This window comes from Pedobacter sp. AK013 (assembly GCF_014205835.1).
In the GTDB taxonomy this organism is placed as follows: Bacteria; Bacteroidota; Bacteroidia; order Sphingobacteriales; family Sphingobacteriaceae; genus Pedobacter.
In genome coordinates, this window is record NZ_JACHCQ010000010.1 from 118,803 (window position 1) to 138,519 (window position 19,717).

Sequence of the window (19,717 nt, forward strand, 5' to 3'; positions counted from 1 at the left end):
AAGTCCGGAGTTATATTTTAATTATTTTATTATTACAAGTTTGAATATGGTGCTATTATCTTCGGGTGTCTAACTTCGGACTTCCGACTTTTTTATACCTTGTCGTTCTTTTGATATTCTCCTAATATGTTAAAGTTCGATGTATATTTTAATGCCTTTCTAATTGCCTTATCATATTTTTCGGTACTTGGCCATTCTAAATCGACGTAAAAGTAATACTCGTTTCTTTTACCTAAAACAGGCATAGATTGTATTTTTGTTAAGCTTACATCCTGTTCTGCGAAAATATTTAACACAGTTGCCAGTGAGCCTGCTTTATGGCCAACCTGGAAACAGATTGATGCTTTGTTTATTTTCTTTCCTTCGTCTGTTTTGTCTTTTTTAAGGATCAGAAAACGGGTATAGTTTTTCTTGTTCGATTCTACCCGGCGTTCCAAAATATTCAAACCGTAAAGTTCTGCAGCTAAACTATTTGCAATGGCCATGGTGTCGGTTAATTGCTCTTCCTGGATCCGTTTTGCGCAAGCAGCAGTATCGTTGCTCTCCACAATTTTAATGTGAGGATAATCGTAAAAGAAATCGATACACTGGCGGATGGCGATTGGGTGTGAAGTAACCACTTTAATATCTTCAAACTTTACGCCTGGTAACGCCATTAAGTGCAACTGTATAGGTAAGTAAACCTCACCCACAACCGAAAAACCAAAATCTCTGATCAGTGTATAGTTTGGTAATAAACTGCCGGCGATAGAGTTTTCGATCGCCATTACTACGAAATCAGCGTCATTTTGTTCTAGCTTGTCGCAGGTTTCTTTAAAAGAATTACACTCAACAGTTTCAATGTCTTTACCAAAGAATTTGTAGGCGGCCTCCTCGTGGAAAGATGCTTTAATACCCTGAATTGCTACTCGTTTTGTCGTTTCCATTTTTGCGTTAAAACAAAAAAGTCCCGGCTGTTTGCCGGGACTTTTTTATACATTTTAATATTGTTATATATCTTTTTGCATATTAGCCCCGGCTCTCACTAAAATAGTAAAAGTAACCAAAGTAATATGTGTTTGTAATTTGCATTTCTTTTTTTGTTGAGCCAAATGTAGTAACAAAATTTAATTTGTCAATAGGAAATTGAAAATATTTTTAATAAAATTTAATTTTGTTTAAAATAGGCTAGTTTATTGGTTGGTCTTTTTATAGCTAAGAACTGATTAAAAACGGATTTTTATATGGTTGAGTTATTCATAACCACAGATGAAAAGGGGCAACACAGATAAATTGTCATGCTGAGGTACGAAGTATCTGCAAGCGATGAAAGGACTAATTGTAAATATAAAGCTTCTTCGCTGCGCTCAGAATGACAGATTTTTAGAATGTTAAAACATCATCTGTGTTAATCTGTGCGCATCTGTGGCTAAAAAACAATAGATAAGGTATATCAAAAAAGGCCTGTGGAAACACAGGCCTTTAGCTTATTTTTATCCTGTAGAGCTTAACTCCTCACGATCGTTAAGTCCTTTTACTTTGTTTTGTTGTAAGGCTTCAAAATTTTTCTGTTCTTCATCGCGTAGCTCCTGTTGCATAATTTTAGCAATTTTAGTGCTTCCATCATGGCTCCATCCGGGCGGATTAAAAATGTATTTCACTTTATCCATAAAGGTTGGCGCCTTTTTAACATCCGCGGTTAAGGCAATAAATTCGTGGAAAATAATGTTAACCGCACCGGTATCTTCAGGTTGGGTTGTTAAACCATATTTAACCACATCTTCTGGCAATTCTTCCTGGAAAGTGCCGAACCATCTATCCCAAAGAATTAAAACCATCCCCATGTTTTTGTCTAGGTACCGTACATTGCTGGCATGGTGCACGCGGTGGTGTGATGGCGTTACGAAAATATAGCCGTACCATTTTGGAAGTTTAATATCGTATTGTGTGTGAACCAGGTTGCCATAAATTTGGGTTACCAGGTAGGCAAAAAGGATATCAACAGCGGTAAAACCCATAAAAGCCAGCGGCAGATAAAAGAAAACACGGTACAATGGCTCGAAAACGGTGGAACGGAACCCGGTGGTTAAGTTAAAATGTTCGGATGAGTGATGCGTAACATGCATGGCCCAGAAAAAGCGCACGTAATGGCCAACGGTATGCAAAAACCAGTATAAAAAATCCTGTGCCAAAATGAGCACAATCCAATATACCCAAACATTAGAAATCTGGAATAAGCGGAATTGGTAACAATAGGCCAATAAGAAAAAAGTAAACGTTTTTGTGCCCAAATTAATCACAACAGCTGCCGTCATCAGGTAGATGTTCGTCCAGGTATCGCGTTTGGTATATAATTTTTTATCGTGCTGGTAGCTGAAATACATTTCAACCAAGGTTAAAACGATTACGAAACCAAATAGCCCGATAACTGAAATATCACTTCCGGTAAAATTCATTTTATAAACTGTTATAATAATCTAAACTGCTTAAAATATCAGCTGTACTTACACGGCAGTTAAACGTGCATTTACCTGTGCTTTCTAAAAGTGAGAAGAGGATGTTTCCATCTTCGTTCTTTTTGTCGCTCTGCATTAATTCTAAAAGGGTATCGAAGCTTTCTTTTTTAATGTGGTATTTAGGGTATAACGATAAAATATATCCGCTAATATCATTCAGTTCCTCTTTCGTTAGCGTGCTGTTTTTGATTGATAAAGCTGCTTCACAAACAAATCCGATTGCAATGGCTTCGCCATGCGTTAACGGATTTTTGTCATTCACTAAAGAGTAACCTTCTATAGCATGCCCAATGGTATGACCAAAATTTAAAATCTTACGCAGGTTTTTCTCATGCGGATCGATGGTAACCACTTCATTTTTAATTTCTACTGATCGGTAAATATCTTGAGCAGAAGGGGTTAAGTAATTGCTTTCTTTTAGTTTTTCGTAATATGGCTTATCATAAATCAAGCCATGTTTAATCATTTCGGCAAAGCCTGATAAAAGCTCACGTTGTGGCAATGTTTTTAGAAATGCAGTTTCAATAAAAACCATTTGTGGCAAGGTAAAGGTACCCACCATGTTTTTTACATTGTCGATATCAATACCTGTTTTGCCGCCTACCGAAGCATCAACCTGCGATAAAAGGGTAGTGGGTACATTGATAAAATCTATACCTCTTTTATAAGTTGAAGCTATAAATCCACCCATATCGGTTACCACACCGCCACCTAAATTAATCATCAAACTTTTGCGGTCGGCTTCAAAATCCAAAAGGGTTTTCCAGATACCGATACAAAAATCAATATTTTTATTTTCTTCTCCTGCTGAAGTTTCGATCAAATCAAATTCCCAAAAATCATCTAAAAGTGACTGGAATAGTGGTAAACATATCTCGCTGGTATGCTCATCAGCCAGTACAAAAACTTTGCTGTATTTATTGCTTTCTAAAAGTGTTTTTAGTGCTGCTAAACTGCTTTCGAAATAAAGGGTGTGGCCTGCGCTGGTTAGTGGTTCCATTAAATAATTTCTATTTTATTTTCGCCAAAAGTAATAATATCTCCAACTCTAACCTTATAGCGTTTACGGAATTCGACCTCACCGTTAGTTTTTACTAAACCATCCTCAACAACGGTTTGGGCATCACCGCCACTGTCAACTAATCCACTTGCTTTTAGCAGTTGGATTAATGGAATAAATTCGCCCTCTAATTTGAATTGTATCATTTTCTGCAAAAATACGATTATTTAGAGGTTTTTAGTTTTAACAACCAATGCTTTTTATAATTTTGCACCAATCTGACTTATTATAAAGTAAAAATGGACTTATCCCCCAACAAACAACCAAATTTCGACAACACGGAAATAGCTTTCCGTCAAAAATCTAACCACGAACTAAAAAAAGCATACTGGCTTTTTAAAATGATCGGAAGTAATTTTCTTACTAAAGTTGGTCCGGCCATTACAAACTTCTTTTTAAATATCGGTTTGCCAATTCAGGGTGCAATTAAAGCAACTATTTTTCAGCAGTTTTGCGGTGGCGAAACCATTGCCGAATGTGATAAAGCCATTGAACAACTACATAAAGGTGGTGTAGGCACCATTTTAGATTATTCGGTAGAAGGAGAAGAAGAAGAACAGGTTTTTGATGAAACCTGTGCCGAAATTATCCGCACCATTATCCGTGCTGACGGTGATGTTAAAATTCCGATTACGGTTTTCAAAATTACCGGAATTGGCCGTTTTGCCTTATTGCAAAAACTAGATGCTAAAGAAACCCTAAACGCCAGTGAAGTGGCAGAGTACGAAAAGGTAAAACAACGTTGCGAAATGATCTGCCAAACAGCTTTCGATAAAGGCGTACCCATTATGATCGATGCGGAGGAAACCTGGATTCAGGATACAATCGATGATTTGGCCTTAGCAATGATGCGTAAATTTAACCGTGAACGGATTATTGTTTACAATACTTACCAAATGTACCGTCATGATAAGTTAGCCGATATGAAAGCAGACCATTTAATTGCTAAAGCGGATGGTTTTATTCTGGGCGTTAAAATGGTTCGGGGTGCTTACATGGAAAAAGAACGTAAACGTGCAGCAGAAATGGGATATCCTTCGCCAATTCAGCCAGATAAGGCAGCATCAGACCGCGATTACAACGAATCTTTACGCTATTGTGTTGATCATATTGAAGACATTGCCATTGTTGCCGGAACACACAATGAAGATAGCAGCCGCTTATTAACTTATCTTTTAGAAGAAAAAAATATAACGCATAATCATCCTCATGTATATTTTGCCCAATTGTTAGGAATGAGTGATAACTTAAGCTTTAACCTTGCAGATTCGGATTATAATGTGGCAAAATATGTTCCCTACGGGCCAATTAAAGCGGTAATGCCTTATTTATTCAGAAGAGCGCAAGAAAATACTTCAGTGGCCGGACAAACAGGCCGTGAGTTAGGTTTGATTGAAAGAGAATTAAAAAGAAGGAAACTGTAATTCCGTTTACAGTTTTCGGTTAACAGTTGGTAGCTTTCAGTTTTGGGCGGTTATTGATACTGCCAACTGAAAATTGCCCTTCAATCATTCCGTCATACTGAACTTGTTTCAGTATCTATCATGAGGTAAAGGACCCTGAAATAAATTCAGGGTGACGAACTGAAAATACTGAGACGTTATAGCTACCCGCCAATTGAAAATTGCCAACTGTTTTTTATTTCCGTATCGTCCTGCTGAATTTAGTTCAGCATCTTTCATCTTATAATGGTTCATTATTTTTTTGGGGAGAAATGAACACGTAGCAGTCCTTCGGTACCTTCAGCTTCCCTTTACACTGTATCCCCAATGAAAAATTGGGGGATGCCGCTTCAATCGAGTTTAGGTTGAGCGGTAGCTTTTTGTGCACAAAATTATTTCTTTACTACAAATGATTGTTTGCCCGTTAACAGGTCGTAAAAGAGGATAAAATCGCTCACTAAGCTATAACCTGGATATTGAAAAGTTGCAGGCTTGTTTTTCTCGAAAAAGAAGTGCCCCACCCATGCAAAACCGTATCCCAATACAGGTATGGCTAAAAAGAAATGCCAGTTGTGAAAAAGAAATCCTGTAAAAAAGGCAAGGCAAACCAATGCGGTACCAATAAAATGTAAAATGCGCGATGTGGTATTGGTATGTTCTGACAAATAAAAAGGGTAGAACTCTTTTAGCGATTTAAACTTTTTTTCTGACATATACTAATTTACAAAATTCCATTCGCTTTTAAAAAAGCACCCAGCTGTGCCGGTTTTTCGGTCATTAGTAATGCATTTAATCCTACCTTTTTAGCGCCTTCAATATGCTGCGGACTATCGTCTATAAATAAAGTTTCTGCAGGATTGAGGTTGTTTTCTTTTAATACCTGTTCGAAAATATTTGTATTAGGCTTACGCAACTTCATGTGCTGAGAGAAATAGGCTTTCTCAAAATAAGCATCGTAATTATTGATCTGGAAGGTTGCCTTTAAATAATTGATAATCCAGTCGTAATGGATTTCGTTATTGTTGCTGAGCAAAAATGTACGGTACTTTTCTTTTACCGCTAACAGCAAGTCGTGGTTTTCCTGTATGGTTCCGATCAATAAACTGTTCCATGCATCATCAATCTGCTGGTCGGTTAATTCTGGTTTTCCTGCGGCTTTTCTAATTCCTGCTCTAAATTCGGCAGGAGAAATTGCACCCGTTTCAAAATCATCAAATAGTTGGTTGTGTGCTTTGTGAGCAAAGAAATTTTCAATATCGGTAATGCCCAATTTTTGAAAAGAAGCCTGCGCAATTCTGAAATCGATATCGAATATTACGTTTCCGTAATCGAAAATAATGTTTTTAATGTTTTGCATGGAAATCTTTAAGATTTGCTGCAAAGATATTATTGCTGGATTAATGAAAGCTATTAAATCACGTTTTTTTAAAATAAATTTTCAGTAAATACACATCAAAGATTAAGAATAGGTAAAATACATAGATGCTAACAAAGTCGGCATGGTTATCTACTCAAAGTATTTTAAAAGGATAAATTGATAAGAAAATCAAAATATAACTTTTGTATGCAGATAAACTAAGATACAATTGTATAATTAAAAATTACTTTGAGATCAGCTTGGTGGTTGTTTTTCTATGCTTCGCACCCCAATCACTTAATTGTGACCAAATAGGCACTAACTCTTGGGCAATTTCTGTAAGTTCATAATCTACCTTTGGTGGTACTTCGGCATAAACAGTTCTTTTAACCAAGCCTGCTTTTTCCAGTTCTCTTAGCTGTAGAGTTAGCATTCGTTCTGTAATCCCATTAATCCTATCACGAAGCTCACTAAAACGTAGTTTTCCATTTTCAAGCTTACACAAAATCAACAATTTCCATCTCCCGCCAATCATACAAACTGCATATGTCAAGTCACACCCCTCCATTATGGTTTTCTCGTTGTGCATATTGGTTGAATTTTCTTTTCTCTTTCCCATTACTTACAAATTTGTTCGTACCATACAAATAGCCGTATACTATACAAAAGTAGGGATTACTGAATAATTTTGCTTGTTCAATTTAAATAAATTAATGATGTACAAACATATTTTTACTTTCATCGCCAGTTTGGTGATATTAAACAGTTCGGCACAAACCACTTTATTAAAAGAAAGATTAGATAACTTATCCAATCGGCTTATTGCAAACAATGAGGTCGGAGGAATTAATGTGTTGCTGATTAAGGACGGCAAAATTTTATACAATAAAGCCTTTGGTTATGCTGATGTAGCAACCAAACAACCGTTAAAGACGAACCATATTTTTCGCATCGCATCGCAGACTAAAGCCATCACGAGCATAGCGGCGATGATGCTTTGGGAAGACGGTAAATTCCTTTTAGACGACCCTATATCTAAATACATTCCAGAGTTCAAAAATCCAAAAGTGTTGGACAAATTCAACCCAGCCGATAGCAGCTACACGACTGTTTCGGCACAAAGGGAAATTACCATCCGTGATTTGTTGCGACATACTTCGGGTATTGGTTATCCAAGGATTACAAACGATGATAGAATACAAGCCATATACACCAAATCGGGAATTTTATCAGGAATAGGAAGTAAGACCCTGTTGAAAAACCAGGTAAAAATGTTAGCGAAAATGCCATTACTGCACCAACCTGGCTATAAGTTTACCTATGGTATGAATACTGATGTATTAGGCTATCTCATACAGGTGGTAAGTGGCTTACCATTGGATGAATTTTTCCGTAAGCGGCTTTTTGAGCCTTTGGAAATGAACGATACGTATTTTACCATTCCTGCTTCAAAAGCTGATAGATTAATTTCCATTTCGGAAAAAACAGATCAAGGCCTTAAAAAGGTCAATCATCCTGTCTACGAAAACAGCTCCGTAAATTATCCCTTAGAAAGAGACATCATTTTGTCAGGTGGAGCTGGATTGAGTTCCACTACGGCAGATTATGCCAAATTTTTGCAAATGCTTTTAAATAAAGGTATTTACAATGGCAAGAAGTTATTGGGTGCAAAAACCATTGAATTGATCACCACCAACCAGCTTCCCGAAAATGCCATTTCGCAAGGAGACCCTGATTTTCGTTTTGGCCTCGGTTTTTGGCTGGTGACGGATGAAAATAAATTTATCCATTCTTCCAATGTAGGAACATTTTACTGGAGCGGTGCATTTAATACGCATTATTGGGCAGATCCAAAGGAAAACATTATTGGATTGGTTTTTACGCAGGAATACTTGCCAGCTTCCTATTGGGATTTGGGGACATTGTACAAAAACGTAGTTTATTCTTCTTTTTAATCTCCTTATGGCAAACATATTTATCATCAATGGAGGCGGGGTTCATGCCCAGGCGAAAGGAAATTTCATTAAAGAAGTAGCCAGTCAATCTTAATTATTTTTCAAAAAGCAAAACGGAAGGCACAGTTCAGACAGCGGACATTAACGAGGTATACGGCATTGACATGGAAATCAAAAAAATCATTCAGGCGGATGTGATAATATACCATATCCCAATATGGTGGATGCATCTTCTCAACAGACTGAAAAAGTATTTAGATGAAGTGTTGAATACCCGAAAGGAAAAAGGGATTTAGACAGGTGACGGACGTTCTTCCAGAAATTCGCAAATCAATTACGGAGCGGGGAGACTTCTGAATGGCAAAAGATACATTGTTACGACCAGTTGGAAGTTGGAATGCTCCTGCACGGCATTTACACTGCCAAACTATTTTTTAGCCAGACTTCCGTAGATGAGGGCATTCTTTACGGTTTTTACCGAATGAATGCTTTTGTCGAACTTAAACACTTGGGTAACTTCTACTTCCACAGCATTGTGAAAAACGAGGATTTTAACAGGGATATAAAATCATACAGAGAATTTTTAAAAAAGACTTTTAATAAATGAAAAAATACGCATACATAGGGGCATTAGGTTTTTTAGCAGTCATTACGACAGAATTTGGTATCATCGGTATTTTACCACAGGTAGCAGAATATTACCATATCAGTATTGATAAAGCAGGATATTTATTGGGGGCTTTTGCATTGGTCATCGCCCTGACAGGGCCTTTTATGACTTTACTCGCATCAGGGTTCGATCGCAGGAAAGTGATGTTAACGGCTATCTTTATTTTTCTCGTTACGGGAGTTGTATCTTCATTTTCACCGCCCTTTTGGTTGTTAATGTTCGTCAGAATATTGCCCGCATTTTTACAGCCCGTTTATATTGCTACGGCTTTATCGGTAGCGGTATCACAGGGCAGTAAACAGAACGAAAACGAACTGATGAGTATTGTGTTCAGTGGTGTTGCTCTTGCGATGGTAACGACCGTTCCGTTCGCTACTTATATAGCCAGCCTCTTTACTTGGGAATATTCATTTATGGTACAGGTAATTATCAGCGTAGTGGCATTGCTGGCTATCTATTTTGTATTGCCACCAATGCCCGTAAAAGAAAAAAAATCATATGGAAGTCAATTGAAAATACTGACGAAACCCATATTCATTGTTAGCACTGCGATGAATTTCTTTATGATTTCAGCATGGTTTTCCACCTATAGTTACTTTGCCGACTATCTGAATAAAGCAAAAGATATGGACAGTACAATGGTCAGTTATATGTTATTTGTGTTTGGTATTATCGGTGTACTGGCTAACTGGATAGCAGGAAAAATGTTGAATAAAAATGTAACCTATACTTCTGCATTTTTTCTTTCAGGAACTATTATAGTGCCAGTACTATTGTACTTTTCGGGAGGAAATACTATTGCAACGATTGTTGTAATTGCCTTATGGGGTTTTCTGTATTCACCAAGTTTTCTAAATGCATCTACCTATATGATTTCATCAGCACCCGAAGCAATGGAATTTGCTAACAGTCTGGCTACGTCATTTGGCAACTTAGGTGTAACCGTAGGAACGACCATTGGAGGATGGATAATTGTTACCAAAGGTGTACAATATACTCCGTGGCTTACATTGATGTTTGGTGTTTTAGCTTTTTCGATGATATTATTAAGACAATATTTGGAAAGAAGAAAGGTATTGTTAAAAACTGACAAAACCGCAATGTAAGCCATACATCCTCTCCAAACTCATTTACCACAATAAGTACTCCACATACAGATAGCCTATTCTGTTGACGGAGGGAAAATGTACACAAGTTATTTTTCAGAATAATGGCAGGAATTAAAATAAGCATACAGGAAGCATATTTAAAATTTAGATTTTTACAGGTATTACCGATAGGAATACGAAAAGTCAGTTTGTTATTTGAAAAGTTGTTTCAGGTTACCTTGGTGATTTGCACAATTCTTTTCACCGGATAAAATACCGAACAGGTTCCCTAACCGTATTTTTAGACTAATTGAAATCTGCTTTGGAAGAAGATATGAACAAAGATTTTACATCGGACTACTTCGAAGACCAACCATTAAAAATAGCCATAATCGATAAATAGCCACCCTTGAAATATTTGTGTGAGTTTGTATGACTACCATTGATGTTATTTTTTAATCGCTTATTAATAAGTGATTTGTGAAACTATGCATTTCCCGTCTTGCTAGGTCAGCGCACTACATCTCTGATCTACTTAAATCAGACCTAACAAATTTTTCGGGCTCCGCTGTCCGCGCCATTCTACTGGCTTTGAAAGAAAACAGCGGAGCCCTCATTAATTTAGCTGAAAGCTACAAAAACAAATGATTAAATTTTCAGTCGGCATTTATTAATGGTTTTTTATTGTTTTCATTTGTATTAATTAGCTCGGCATAGTCTCGGTTTTTGTTTTTTCACTTGTTCTTATTTTTTAAATGGTGTCCAGGCCAGCCCCGCTGGGTCTTTTTGATGTCAAAAGAAAAAAAACTTCTACGGCGGCAGACCTGTACCGGTTTTCATCGGTAGCCAAGGCAAAATTATCCCTCAGGATGACAATCCTACATTTTATAATACAGCTTAGCTTTTTAATTCAGATTATTTTGGCTCTACTGTTATTGATTGGATAATTGGCCTATTCTTTTTGTCGCCTGTTTTTAGTTCTTTGAACACAAAATAAATAGAATGAAATTTCCCATCTGAAAGCATATTGATCGGGATACTTTTTCTAAAAGTAGATTTTCCGATCATAATGCCTTTACTATCATCCAACCTGATTTCGATTTCTCCATCGGCACCTTGATCAAGGTTTAAGAAAGAAAAACCAAAGCCAGAAATGCCAGTTAAGTCGATATTTTTAATGGCTAACCAGCCATTATCTTTAGTTAAAACAAGTTTTTCACCTCCAAAAATATCTTTTCGCTGAAAACCTCCAAAATCTTTAATATCGTCGGCATCAATGATATTGCTTTTAAGATTGATGACATTTGTAGTGGTTAAAGGTTTTAATCCCACTGCACCTGCATCGGTGTAGGTTGCTTTCAGGGCGAATACCGATTTCTTTTTATCGATAGTTGCTGGCGGAACAATTTTTCCGGAAGTTGGGAGTGATGTTTTAACGGCTTCCTTGTTACCCAAAGTCATAATCCACTGCGTAATTTTTTTCACTTCAGCTTCTTTCATAGTTGTATGTGCAGGCATTGGTACTTCTCCCCATACGCCGTGGCTACCACCAATCACTTTTGAAGCCAGATAATCAACCGCTTTACTATCGTTTTTATATTTTGCTGCAATTTTTTCAAAAGCTGGCCCGATAGAAACAGCTGATTCTTTGTGGCAGGTACTACAATCAGATTTCAACATCAGTGCTTTACCAATCATGGTTTGCGCGGCCTGTTGGTGCCCTAATTGTGCGCCGGCTAAATCTGTTCCTTCGGTATAAGTATTTGATATGTATATACGATTATTATTCACTTTAGCACCTTTATCGCTTACTAAAACTTTATAATCAACTGGTTTATTCGGAAAGTAAAAACTCTTATTTCCAGCTAAGTCAATATTTACAATTGGGTATTCGTTACCTGCAAAAACCGGTATTACCTGGCTCTTTGCCGAAGCTTTACTATTATCCATTACGGTAACACTTACCGGATATTCGCCTGTTTTAGTAAAAGTATACTGAAGGGTAGGCGTAGTGGTTATTTTGGTAATTCCTTTGCCTAAATTCCATACATAAGTTAAAGGATCGCCATCAGGATCTTTAGCGGTAACAGTTGCCGTCATTTTATAAGGGAGTAAACCACTGGTTTTCGCAATGTTTAGGCTTACAACTAACGGTGGACGGTTGCCTTTCAGGTAATCGATTCTGGTAATTGCAGCATCAGGGTTTTTGGTAAACCAGCCTTTGCCATACTCGAGGATATATAATTTTCCATCAGGCCCCAATTCCATATCAATAGGTGCTGCTAAAGAGACTTTAGACATAAAGGGCTCCATGCTCAGGTAATCGCCCTGCGCATTCATCGTAACTGCTTTAACCCATCCGCGTACCCATTCATAAATAATCAGCTTTCCGTTATAATAAGCTGGATATGGTGAATTTGCAGTGGCATAATACACCGGACCAGCCATTGCCGTGCGGCCACCAGCACCAACCTGCGGAAATTCTTTCGATTCGCCATATGGATACCAGATATAAGCAGGTTGTGCTGGCGGAAGTTGCTCCAAGCCCGTATTATTTGGAGAATTATTAATTGGTTTTGCAGGATCAAATGCATTCCCGTTTGTTCCGTTGGTATAATCGTAAGCTTTATAAGGATAGTTATTGCCAATAAATAAGGGCCAGCCAAAATTCCCCGCTTTTCGTGCCTGATTTACTTCATCGTAGCCTCTGGGGCCTCTTAAATCATCATCATTACTCGCGTCAGGCCCAACCTCGCCCCAGTATAAAAAGTTAGTTTTCTGATCGACAGAAATGCGATAAGGGTTTCTGTTCCCCATAACATAAATTTCTGGTCTGGCTTTTGGATCGTTTTTAGAAAAAAGGTTACCATCCGGGATGCTGTAAGTTCCATCTTCGTTTACTTTAATCCTTAAAATTTTGCCTCTTAAATCGTTGGTATTTCCAGCCGATCTCCTGGCATCGTACTGTTCGAACCCTTTTCTGTTGTCGAGTGGGGCATAGCCTTTATTTACATATTGTTGTTTAGGTGCGTCAAAAGGAGTAGAGTTGTCGCCTATTGAAACATACAATAAATGATCAGATCCAAAAGCAATAGATCCACCGGTGTGGCAGCAGATTTCGCGTTGAGAATAAAATTCTAAAATGATCTTTTCTGATTCTTTTACAATCTGATCGTTTATTAACTTAAATCTGGATAGTCGGTTTACCGATTTATCAAACGGACTATAGAAAAGGTAGATATATTGATTAATTGCAAATTTTGGATCTGCAGCCATACCTAACAAACCTTCCTCTGCGTTTACACCAGGAGTGTTGGTTTTAAAATAAACATCAAGTTTGCCAGCTTCTTTAATTTTTTTGGTGTGGTTTTTATAAATCAACACTTCACCTCTGCGCTGTGCTACCAAAATATCCAGGTTAGGGAGGATGGTCATTTCCGTAGGTTCAGTAAATTCTCCTTGTGCAAGGGTAACTTTTACAAAACGGTCTTGATCTGGTGTGTCTATTTTATGTTTTGGGAAAAATTCGAAAGTCTTGCGCTCGTAAATGTTTTTGTTTAGTGTTGTTGCCGATATAAATACTAATGCAATAGCAGATAACAATAGGGTAAAAGTTGTTTTCATTTATTTAGTTAATGGATTTTTATAAATATAGGATATAGTTTTATAGGTAGAGGTATTGTATCAAAATTTATGCGAACCCGGTCTCTGGTTTTTTAGGTTGGAGAGACTTAAAATTTACGAATAGAGGTTAATGATCAGCGTATATCATCACAAATCAGCCTTGCCAAAATCTGTATAAAAGAGTAATCGAGTTTAAAATCGTACAACCCTAAGTTTTATTTTGTGTCAGTCTATTGTCATTGTCATTTTAATCTGTAAATTACGGAATGGGCGATAAAGTAAATTTGATTCTTGGAATAGTTTTCCTTTTAGGTGGTTTTAGTGTTTTCTTTGTGATTTTTAGCGGAAAAAAGGGTTAGTTCAATTTTCAAATGCTTTTTCAGGAGAAATTTTTCTCCTTGAATGGTTTATTTTGATGATGCGGAAAAATTCGGTATTCGAATAAAAACAGAATTCATTTTTGGTATTTACATCAGCCCTCTATTCTTAAGGGATTGCTAGACTATGCCATGATAAATATAAGCTAACAGCTTATTGTATGCCAATCGAGATTTCGATATTGGTAAAATATGCTTGTTTTTATCGATTTTTGTTTAAATCCTGTTTATTAGTGCTGATACATTAGCTATAAATAGGAAAGCTATAAATTCTGTCTTTGGCTTTTTTTACGTTCATTTTGGTTATGATAACGCCAAAATCACCGTTAGTTATAGCTTTATCTATCGATTTAGCGTAGAAATCTATTTAATAATTAAACCTTTTTGGTTTTTTGTATGTTTATTGTTTTAAAATCTAAATCAAATGCAAGGAACAGTAAAATTTTATAATGAATCTAAAGGTTTTGGTTTCATCATCACAGAAACCGGAGAAGAAGTTTTTGTTCACGTTACAGGCTTAACTGATAAAATAAGCCAGAATGATCGGGTAGCGTTCGAAATTGCACAAGGGAAAAAAGGTCCTAATGCAGTTCATGTAAAACTGATTCAGTAATTCGATGAGGTTAGGTACGGTAAAGTTTTATAATCAAAAAGAAGGTGTTGGCAGTATTACACCATCAAATGGAGGGAGAGAGGTAAATGTTTTTGCTCATGGTGTGGTCGATGCCATTAAACCTAATAATATTGTTCAGTTTGATATTGAATTTACGCCGAATGGTGTAGAGGCCATTAAGGTAATTGTGCTATCCGTGTAAAATAGGTATTACAGAATGTTTCTTATATCTCAATTATTTGGCACAATTTTTTGGTGAGCTATGCAATTAGTTAATACAAAAATGCCGTAAAATGGTGACAAGAGAACTGGGTACAATAGATTATTATGATGAAAATGAGGGTTTTGGGAAAATCAGGAGCGATATTGGAGAAGAAGTTCTGTTTTATGAAAACGGCTTAATAAATGAATTTAATTTAAGAAGGGGGATAAAAGTTTCTTTTGAATTGCATCAAACATTATCAATTGCAATAAATGTGTTGATTCTTGAATCGAAAGATTGATGATTGTTTATATTTGATTTTTAACCTATATTCAGGATAGCATTTTATTATTATAATAAATTTATTTTAGCAACTTGTAATCAAATCTGATAAATTTGATCTTACTGTTGTTTATCCTTAAGTTTTTATGATACAGCTAGAGCCAATTAACGGTTTTTTTAAAAGAGAACGTGCATTGCAGGCAATGTACCCTATGCGTATGTTGATTGTACGCGAGGGAAATGGCTTTTTATGTATGAATTCTGGCGATTATCCCCTGTTAAAAGGTAGGGTTTTTTTCATTCCGGAAGAGGGCCTGGTTAGGCTCGACGGAGAAATTACCTCAGGTTATTGGCTAAGTTTTAGCAGTTTATTGTATGCAGAATTTTTACTTCAGCATTTAGATCCTCAGGCTAAAAATCTCTTCTTAAATTTATCTTTCAGGGATCTCGATTCGCACAAATCAATTAAAACTTATAGCTTACTCGATCAGCTAAAAAGCGAGATCAATATTAAAAAAGATATGCCCTTTTTAGCACAATACCTATCATTATTTCTGGGTTTTACAGCTGGCTTAGATGGCTATCTTGCTGCTTTAACTTTAGATGATTTACAGCAGGTATTAAGGTTTAGGGCGATTTTAGAACAATTTTATAAGCAAGAAAGGTCCATTCAGTTTTATGCGGAAGGCATGGGCATGAGTTCAGGTAAATTAAATAAATTTTTAGATCGGGTGCTTGGAAAAAGCTTAACAGTACTCATCAAAGATCGTATTATGCGCGAAGCTGAAGAATTGTTGCTTCATAGTGATTATACAGTTGATGAAATAGCTGAATTATTGGGTTTTGAACAAACCACCAATTTTAGCACAAGTTTTAGGCGGCACAAAGGCATCTCGGTATTACAATTTAGCCGCCTAACCTAAATTGAATGAAAAATTGGTGCGTCTGCCAAAGAAATGTCCATCAGCTTGATTTCATCTCTTCTAGATGAACAGGTATTCCAGACCTCACCACATTAATTGCTTTCGCGCCTAACGCGTAAAGTTTTGCTTACTGCATCTATTTTATCAGCCGCACCAATTTTTACGTCTGCTAAATTATAAAATCTTAGTCTAAAGAAGAAAAATATTCTTAAAAATGTTACGTAGTTGTATTTCAGCACTTACAATTCAGTATCTGCGTTGGTTTTGTACGAGTAAAATAAAAAAACTAGTAAGCTTATAGTCTATTTGAAAAAATTATATTTACCTAAAATATAATTATGATGAAACAAGTGTTTACGAAACCTTTTTCCATACTAAATGCATTCAGACTTATAACTTTTGCTATGCTAATGGCCAGTTTTATTTCTGTAAAGGCACAAAGTAAAAAGAAACCCAATATTATTTTTATACTGGCCGATGATTTGGGTTACGGTAACGTACATAGCTTTAATCCGAATTCTAAAATCCCTACGCCAAATCTGGATAAGCTTACTGAAGAAGGAATTAAGTTCACGCGTTTCTATTCTGGAAATACCGTTTGCGCACCTTCAAGATGTGCTTTAATGACGGGTTATACCATGGGGCATGCCTGGATAAGAGGTAATGCAAAAGCCAAGGACGGTCTTGCCGCTCTACGTGCGCAAGATACTACCCTGGCCGAACGCCTAAAAGGAAACGGCTATAAAACGGGCATGTTTGGTAAATGGGGTTTAGGTGATGAAGACAGCAAAGGTGCACCACATTTAAAAGGTTTTGATAGTTTTTATGGATACCTGGATCAATCGCATGCGCACGATTATTACACTAACCATTTGTACGAAATTATTGGTGGTAAAACAGTAGAAGTACCGGTTGATACCACAAAATATACCGAAGACCTGATTGTAAATAAAGCTGTTGATTTTATTAATACCAATAAAGATCAGCCTTTCTTTTTATATCTGCCGTTAACAGTTCCACATGCGGAGTTAAAAGTACCTGTAGAATTATTGAAGCAGTTCCAGTATGCAGATGGTTCGAGTAAATTTCCGCCCGAAACTCCTTTTGAGAAAAAAGGAAACTACGGCAGTCAGGCGCAGCCACATGCTACTTTTGCGGCAATGGTAAATAAACTTGATGCTGATTTAGGTACTATTGTAGCATTGATTAAGAAATTAGGTTTGGATAACGATACCTATATTTTCTTTACCAGTGATAATGGGCCGCATAAAGAAGGTGGTGCAGATCCCGTGTTTTTTAACAGCAGTGGCGAATTTAGGGGCGTAAAAAGAGATTTGTACGAAGGTGGAATCCGCATACCATTGATTGTTAGAGCGCCTGGCAAAATTGCGGCGGGACAGGTTAACCCAACGCCATGGGCATTTTGGGATGTATTGCCAACGATTAATGAACTTACAGGTACAACATCACCCAAAAATATAGATGGCCTGTCGTTCTCTCCATTATTAAGTGGTAAAAAAGCAGTTAAAGAACATGAATATTTCTACTGGCAGTTTAATGAAAACGGTTTGAAGGAAGCTTTAACCAAAGGCGATTGGAAATTGATCCGTTTTAAAGAAAAAGGTACTGCCGAAAAGTTAGAACTGTATAACTTAAAAGCTGATATAGGTGAAAAGAATAATATCGCTGCAAAAAATCCAGAGACAGTTAAATTACTCTATACTTTAATGAAACAGGCCAAAACGCCATCAGAAAATCCGCTCTTTGAATGGTCTGAAATTGAAAAATAGATAATGAGGCGGTGAAGTGTATAACATAAAGAAAATGCGTGTTTTGTGCGGGTAGGCGTTCCGGTTTTTTCAAGTACGAGCTTGTCAGCTGGTAATAGCTAATAATAGCCATTGGGAAATGTTCTCCTCGGCCTGTGTCCCCACAGGCCGAAATATACACTTTTACATGTGCAGGTAAGAAACATACTTAATGTCTATTCCACTATCGGTAGGTGTCTTACCGAAATAGAGTCAGGAAATGAGCACCCAATGGTTCTTGGCAGCTTCAGTCCTGCTTTCGCTTATAGTCCTCTCCCGATGAAAAAATCGGGATGCGGGCTATTCCGCTCAATCAGTTTATGAACAGGGGTTTCTGCGCCTTACCCCTAAAATGAAATACTGTTTTGGCCCATTAGCCCCGGTTGAAGCGTTACCCTGCAGCAACGAGGTAGGAGGTAGCGAAGCGTAAAAGCGGAAAACGGGAAGAAACGGAGTGTTGTGCAAAGGCAGAGCGCTCCAAATCCAATTCAGAATCTCTTTTTTTAGAATATAACGGCGTACCGGAGTAACAGCCTACGGCGTAATTAATCCTCAAACAGATAACCGCTATAAGCCAGTCCTTTGGCTACACTTTTAAAATTATCGCCAGAGTTTAATGGAATGTGCGGGAACTTGGATTTAAACATATTTTGTACGGCAGAAACCATCGATGTTCCGCCAGTTAAAAACAAACAATCAATTTCCTCCGGTTTAATTTTGTACGTTTCCATAAACTGATCCAGGTAAGCATCGATTTTATTAATGTCTTTCTCGATGATGGAATTGTATTGCCCGAGCGAAATATTTTCATTAATCTCGATTTCCATATTGCTGTAGGCAAAGGTAGAATTAAGTTGGTCAGAAAGTTCAATCTTTGTTTTCTCTATGGATCTGAACAAAGAATAACCCAGGTTATTTTCGATCAAGGTGATCAGGTTTTTAAATTTCGGATCGTTCCCTGAGTAATAATAATATTCCTCCATCTCTTTCTGGATTTTTAAACCATTAAAAAAGTTCATTTTATCCCAGGTGCAGATATTTGCAAAAAGCGATTTAGGTACATTTAAAACTTTACCAGGCGTAGCCTCATATAGGGTGTTTTTTCCGAAATATGGTGTGCCTTTATCCCACATAAATGCAGAATCAAGACTATCGCCTCCGATGTAGATACCACCAGATGCAATCATATCGTTTTTACGGTCTTTGCTGCCAACCTTATCTGGATCGAGAATGAGGTAGGTAAAATCTGTTGTACCCCCACCTAAATCGGCTACTAAAACACGTTCTTTCTTACTGATGGTTTTTTCGTAGGCAAAGGCCGCCCCAATGGGTTCGAACTGAAAGCGGACATTGGTAAAACCGGCACTTTCTGCTGCCTTTTTTAACCTGGTTTGTGCCAGGGTATCTTTCATCGTATTGTCGTCATCAAAGAAAACCGGCCGGCCTATAATGGCTTTTTGGCAATCTTCACCAATAATCTGATCAGCTTTCGCTTTTAAATCTTTAAGAATCAAAGTAACCAGATCGGAAGCTGTATATCTTTTATTGTGGATACGGGTTTCGGTAAAAGTAGTTCTCGAGAGGATCTGTTTGATGGATTTGATAAAACGGCCTTTCATGCCGTCGCTCAGGTAGGCCTCAATTGCTTTTTCGCCAACAATATGGCTTTCGCCATCAATAAAGCTTTTTACTTCTGTAAAATAAATTAATGAAGGTATAGAAATCGTATCTACAATTTCTTTCTTTTCTTCATCATAAATGGAAAGTGCCGAATTGGTTGTTCCAAAATCGATTCCGTATAAAAACTTACTCATGGTTTGA

18 protein-coding genes are annotated in these 19,717 nt (G+C 37.1%); 9 read left to right on the top strand and 9 right to left on the bottom strand.

Annotation, left to right across the window (positions count from 1 at the left end):
• Positions 1-92: 92 nt before the first annotated feature.
• The 4 genes from HDC90_RS09180 to HDC90_RS09195 all read right to left on the bottom strand — a co-directional run bounded on the left by HDC90_RS09180 (position 93) and on the right by HDC90_RS09195 (position 3,701).
• Entirely contained in the window at positions 93-926 is an 834-nt protein-coding gene (locus tag HDC90_RS09180; protein ID WP_167294976.1) for a prephenate dehydratase, read from the bottom strand.
• A gap of 546 nt (positions 927-1,472) precedes the next feature.
• On the bottom strand, positions 1,473-2,435 hold the full coding sequence (locus tag HDC90_RS09185) for a sterol desaturase family protein (protein WP_184465660.1): 963 nt from the start codon (positions 2,433-2,435) through the stop codon (positions 1,473-1,475).
• 1 nt (position 2,436) lies between these two features.
• Positions 2,437-3,495, bottom strand: a complete 1,059-nt coding sequence (gene aroB / locus HDC90_RS09190; protein WP_184465661.1) for a 3-dehydroquinate synthase — start codon at positions 3,493-3,495, stop codon at positions 2,437-2,439.
• Positions 3,495-3,701, bottom strand: coding sequence for an RNA-binding S4 domain-containing protein (locus tag HDC90_RS09195; protein ID WP_184465662.1), 207 nt, complete (start codon positions 3,699-3,701; stop codon positions 3,495-3,497). Before HDC90_RS09195 ends, aroB begins: the two co-directional genes overlap by 1 nt.
• Positions 3,702-3,794: 93 nt before the next feature.
• Between HDC90_RS09195 and HDC90_RS09200 the strand changes: the two genes are divergently transcribed.
• Entirely contained in the window at positions 3,795-4,979 is a 1,185-nt protein-coding gene (locus HDC90_RS09200) for a proline dehydrogenase family protein (protein ID WP_184465663.1), read from the top strand.
• A 410-nt stretch (positions 4,980-5,389) separates the two neighbouring features.
• Here the strand turns inward: HDC90_RS09200 and HDC90_RS09205 are convergent, their stop codons facing one another.
• The 3 genes from HDC90_RS09205 to HDC90_RS09215 form a co-directional block, all read right to left on the bottom strand.
• Positions 5,390-5,710, bottom strand: coding sequence for a DUF962 domain-containing protein (locus tag HDC90_RS09205; RefSeq protein ID WP_184465664.1), 321 nt, complete (start codon positions 5,708-5,710; stop codon positions 5,390-5,392).
• An 8-nt stretch (positions 5,711-5,718) separates the two neighbouring features.
• On the bottom strand, positions 5,719-6,354 hold the full coding sequence (locus HDC90_RS09210; protein ID WP_184465665.1) for an HAD family phosphatase: 636 nt from the start codon (positions 6,352-6,354) through the stop codon (positions 5,719-5,721).
• Positions 6,355-6,598: 244 nt separating this feature from the next.
• On the bottom strand, positions 6,599-6,973 hold the full coding sequence (locus HDC90_RS09215) for a helix-turn-helix domain-containing protein (RefSeq protein WP_184465666.1): 375 nt from the start codon (positions 6,971-6,973) through the stop codon (positions 6,599-6,601).
• 94 nt (positions 6,974-7,067) lie between these two features.
• Between HDC90_RS09215 and HDC90_RS09220 the strand changes: the two genes are divergently transcribed.
• The 3 genes from HDC90_RS09220 to HDC90_RS09230 all read left to right on the top strand — a co-directional run bounded on the left by HDC90_RS09220 (position 7,068) and on the right by HDC90_RS09230 (position 10,085).
• Complete coding sequence (locus HDC90_RS09220) at positions 7,068-8,309, top strand: serine hydrolase (protein ID WP_221451820.1); 1,242 nt, start codon at positions 7,068-7,070, stop codon at positions 8,307-8,309.
• Positions 8,310-8,473: 164 nt separating this feature from the next.
• Positions 8,474-8,605 (top strand): NAD(P)H-dependent oxidoreductase, encoded by a 132-nt coding sequence (locus HDC90_RS25730; protein ID WP_184465667.1) that lies wholly within the window; start codon positions 8,474-8,476, stop codon positions 8,603-8,605.
• A 307-nt stretch (positions 8,606-8,912) separates the two neighbouring features.
• On the top strand, positions 8,913-10,085 hold the full coding sequence (locus tag HDC90_RS09230) for an MFS transporter (protein ID WP_184465668.1): 1,173 nt from the start codon (positions 8,913-8,915) through the stop codon (positions 10,083-10,085).
• An 897-nt stretch (positions 10,086-10,982) separates the two neighbouring features.
• Here HDC90_RS09230 and HDC90_RS09235 read toward each other — a convergent pair.
• Complete coding sequence (locus HDC90_RS09235; protein WP_184465669.1) at positions 10,983-13,691, bottom strand: PQQ-dependent sugar dehydrogenase; 2,709 nt, start codon at positions 13,689-13,691, stop codon at positions 10,983-10,985.
• Between the two features lie 801 nt (positions 13,692-14,492).
• On the opposite strand from HDC90_RS09235, the gene HDC90_RS09240 reads away from it, so the two are divergent.
• From HDC90_RS09240 to HDC90_RS09260, 5 genes are all read left to right on the top strand, one after another.
• Positions 14,493-14,681, top strand: coding sequence for a cold-shock protein (locus tag HDC90_RS09240; RefSeq protein ID WP_184465670.1), 189 nt, complete (start codon positions 14,493-14,495; stop codon positions 14,679-14,681).
• Between the two features lie 4 nt (positions 14,682-14,685).
• A complete protein-coding gene (locus HDC90_RS09245) occupies positions 14,686-14,883 on the top strand; it encodes a cold-shock protein (RefSeq protein ID WP_184465671.1) in 198 nt (65 codons plus the stop codon).
• A 91-nt stretch (positions 14,884-14,974) separates the two neighbouring features.
• The gene (locus HDC90_RS09250; RefSeq protein WP_184465672.1) at positions 14,975-15,184 is read left to right on the top strand and encodes a hypothetical protein; all 210 of its coding nucleotides are present in this window, start codon (positions 14,975-14,977) and stop codon (positions 15,182-15,184) included.
• Positions 15,185-15,311: 127 nt separating this feature from the next.
• Positions 15,312-16,088 (top strand): AraC family transcriptional regulator, encoded by a 777-nt coding sequence (locus HDC90_RS09255; RefSeq protein ID WP_184465673.1) that lies wholly within the window; start codon positions 15,312-15,314, stop codon positions 16,086-16,088.
• 338 nt (positions 16,089-16,426) lie between these two features.
• Positions 16,427-17,878 carry an arylsulfatase gene (locus HDC90_RS09260; protein WP_255497569.1) on the top strand — a complete coding sequence of 484 codons (1,452 nt, stop codon included), beginning with the start codon at positions 16,427-16,429 and terminating at the stop codon, positions 17,876-17,878.
• A gap of 563 nt (positions 17,879-18,441) precedes the next feature.
• Here HDC90_RS09260 and HDC90_RS09265 read toward each other — a convergent pair.
• Positions 18,442-19,710, bottom strand: a complete 1,269-nt coding sequence (locus tag HDC90_RS09265) for an Hsp70 family protein (protein WP_184465674.1) — start codon at positions 19,708-19,710, stop codon at positions 18,442-18,444.
• Between the last annotated feature and the right edge of the window lie 7 nt (positions 19,711-19,717).

What these genes read in the sequence shown, in the direction of transcription:
- HDC90_RS09180 (WP_167294976.1), bottom strand. Translation starts at nt 926, where the DNA reads ATGGAAACGACAAAACGAGTAGCAATTCAGGGTATTAAAGCATCTTTC.
- HDC90_RS09185 (WP_184465660.1), bottom strand. Translation starts at nt 2,435, where the DNA reads ATGAATTTTACCGGAAGTGATATTTCAGTTATCGGGCTATTTGGTTTC.
- aroB (WP_184465661.1), bottom strand. Translation starts at nt 3,495, where the DNA reads ATGGAACCACTAACCAGCGCAGGCCACACCCTTTATTTCGAAAGCAGT.
- HDC90_RS09195 (WP_184465662.1), bottom strand. Translation starts at nt 3,701, where the DNA reads ATGATACAATTCAAATTAGAGGGCGAATTTATTCCATTAATCCAACTG.
- HDC90_RS09200 (WP_184465663.1), top strand. Translation starts at nt 3,795, where the DNA reads ATGGACTTATCCCCCAACAAACAACCAAATTTCGACAACACGGAAATA.
- HDC90_RS09205 (WP_184465664.1), bottom strand. Translation starts at nt 5,710, where the DNA reads ATGTCAGAAAAAAAGTTTAAATCGCTAAAAGAGTTCTACCCTTTTTAT.
- HDC90_RS09210 (WP_184465665.1), bottom strand. Translation starts at nt 6,354, where the DNA reads ATGCAAAACATTAAAAACATTATTTTCGATTACGGAAACGTAATATTC.
- HDC90_RS09215 (WP_184465666.1), bottom strand. Translation starts at nt 6,973, where the DNA reads ATGGGAAAGAGAAAAGAAAATTCAACCAATATGCACAACGAGAAAACC.
- HDC90_RS09220 (WP_221451820.1), top strand. Translation starts at nt 7,068, where the DNA reads ATGATGTACAAACATATTTTTACTTTCATCGCCAGTTTGGTGATATTA.
- HDC90_RS25730 (WP_184465667.1), top strand. Translation starts at nt 8,474, where the DNA reads ATGGAAATCAAAAAAATCATTCAGGCGGATGTGATAATATACCATATC.
- HDC90_RS09230 (WP_184465668.1), top strand. Translation starts at nt 8,913, where the DNA reads ATGAAAAAATACGCATACATAGGGGCATTAGGTTTTTTAGCAGTCATT.
- HDC90_RS09235 (WP_184465669.1), bottom strand. Translation starts at nt 13,691, where the DNA reads ATGAAAACAACTTTTACCCTATTGTTATCTGCTATTGCATTAGTATTT.
- HDC90_RS09240 (WP_184465670.1), top strand. Translation starts at nt 14,493, where the DNA reads ATGCAAGGAACAGTAAAATTTTATAATGAATCTAAAGGTTTTGGTTTC.
- HDC90_RS09245 (WP_184465671.1), top strand. Translation starts at nt 14,686, where the DNA reads ATGAGGTTAGGTACGGTAAAGTTTTATAATCAAAAAGAAGGTGTTGGC.
- HDC90_RS09250 (WP_184465672.1), top strand. Translation starts at nt 14,975, where the DNA reads ATGGTGACAAGAGAACTGGGTACAATAGATTATTATGATGAAAATGAG.
- HDC90_RS09255 (WP_184465673.1), top strand. Translation starts at nt 15,312, where the DNA reads ATGATACAGCTAGAGCCAATTAACGGTTTTTTTAAAAGAGAACGTGCA.
- HDC90_RS09260 (WP_255497569.1), top strand. Translation starts at nt 16,427, where the DNA reads ATGATGAAACAAGTGTTTACGAAACCTTTTTCCATACTAAATGCATTC.
- HDC90_RS09265 (WP_184465674.1), bottom strand. Translation starts at nt 19,710, where the DNA reads ATGAGTAAGTTTTTATACGGAATCGATTTTGGAACAACCAATTCGGCA.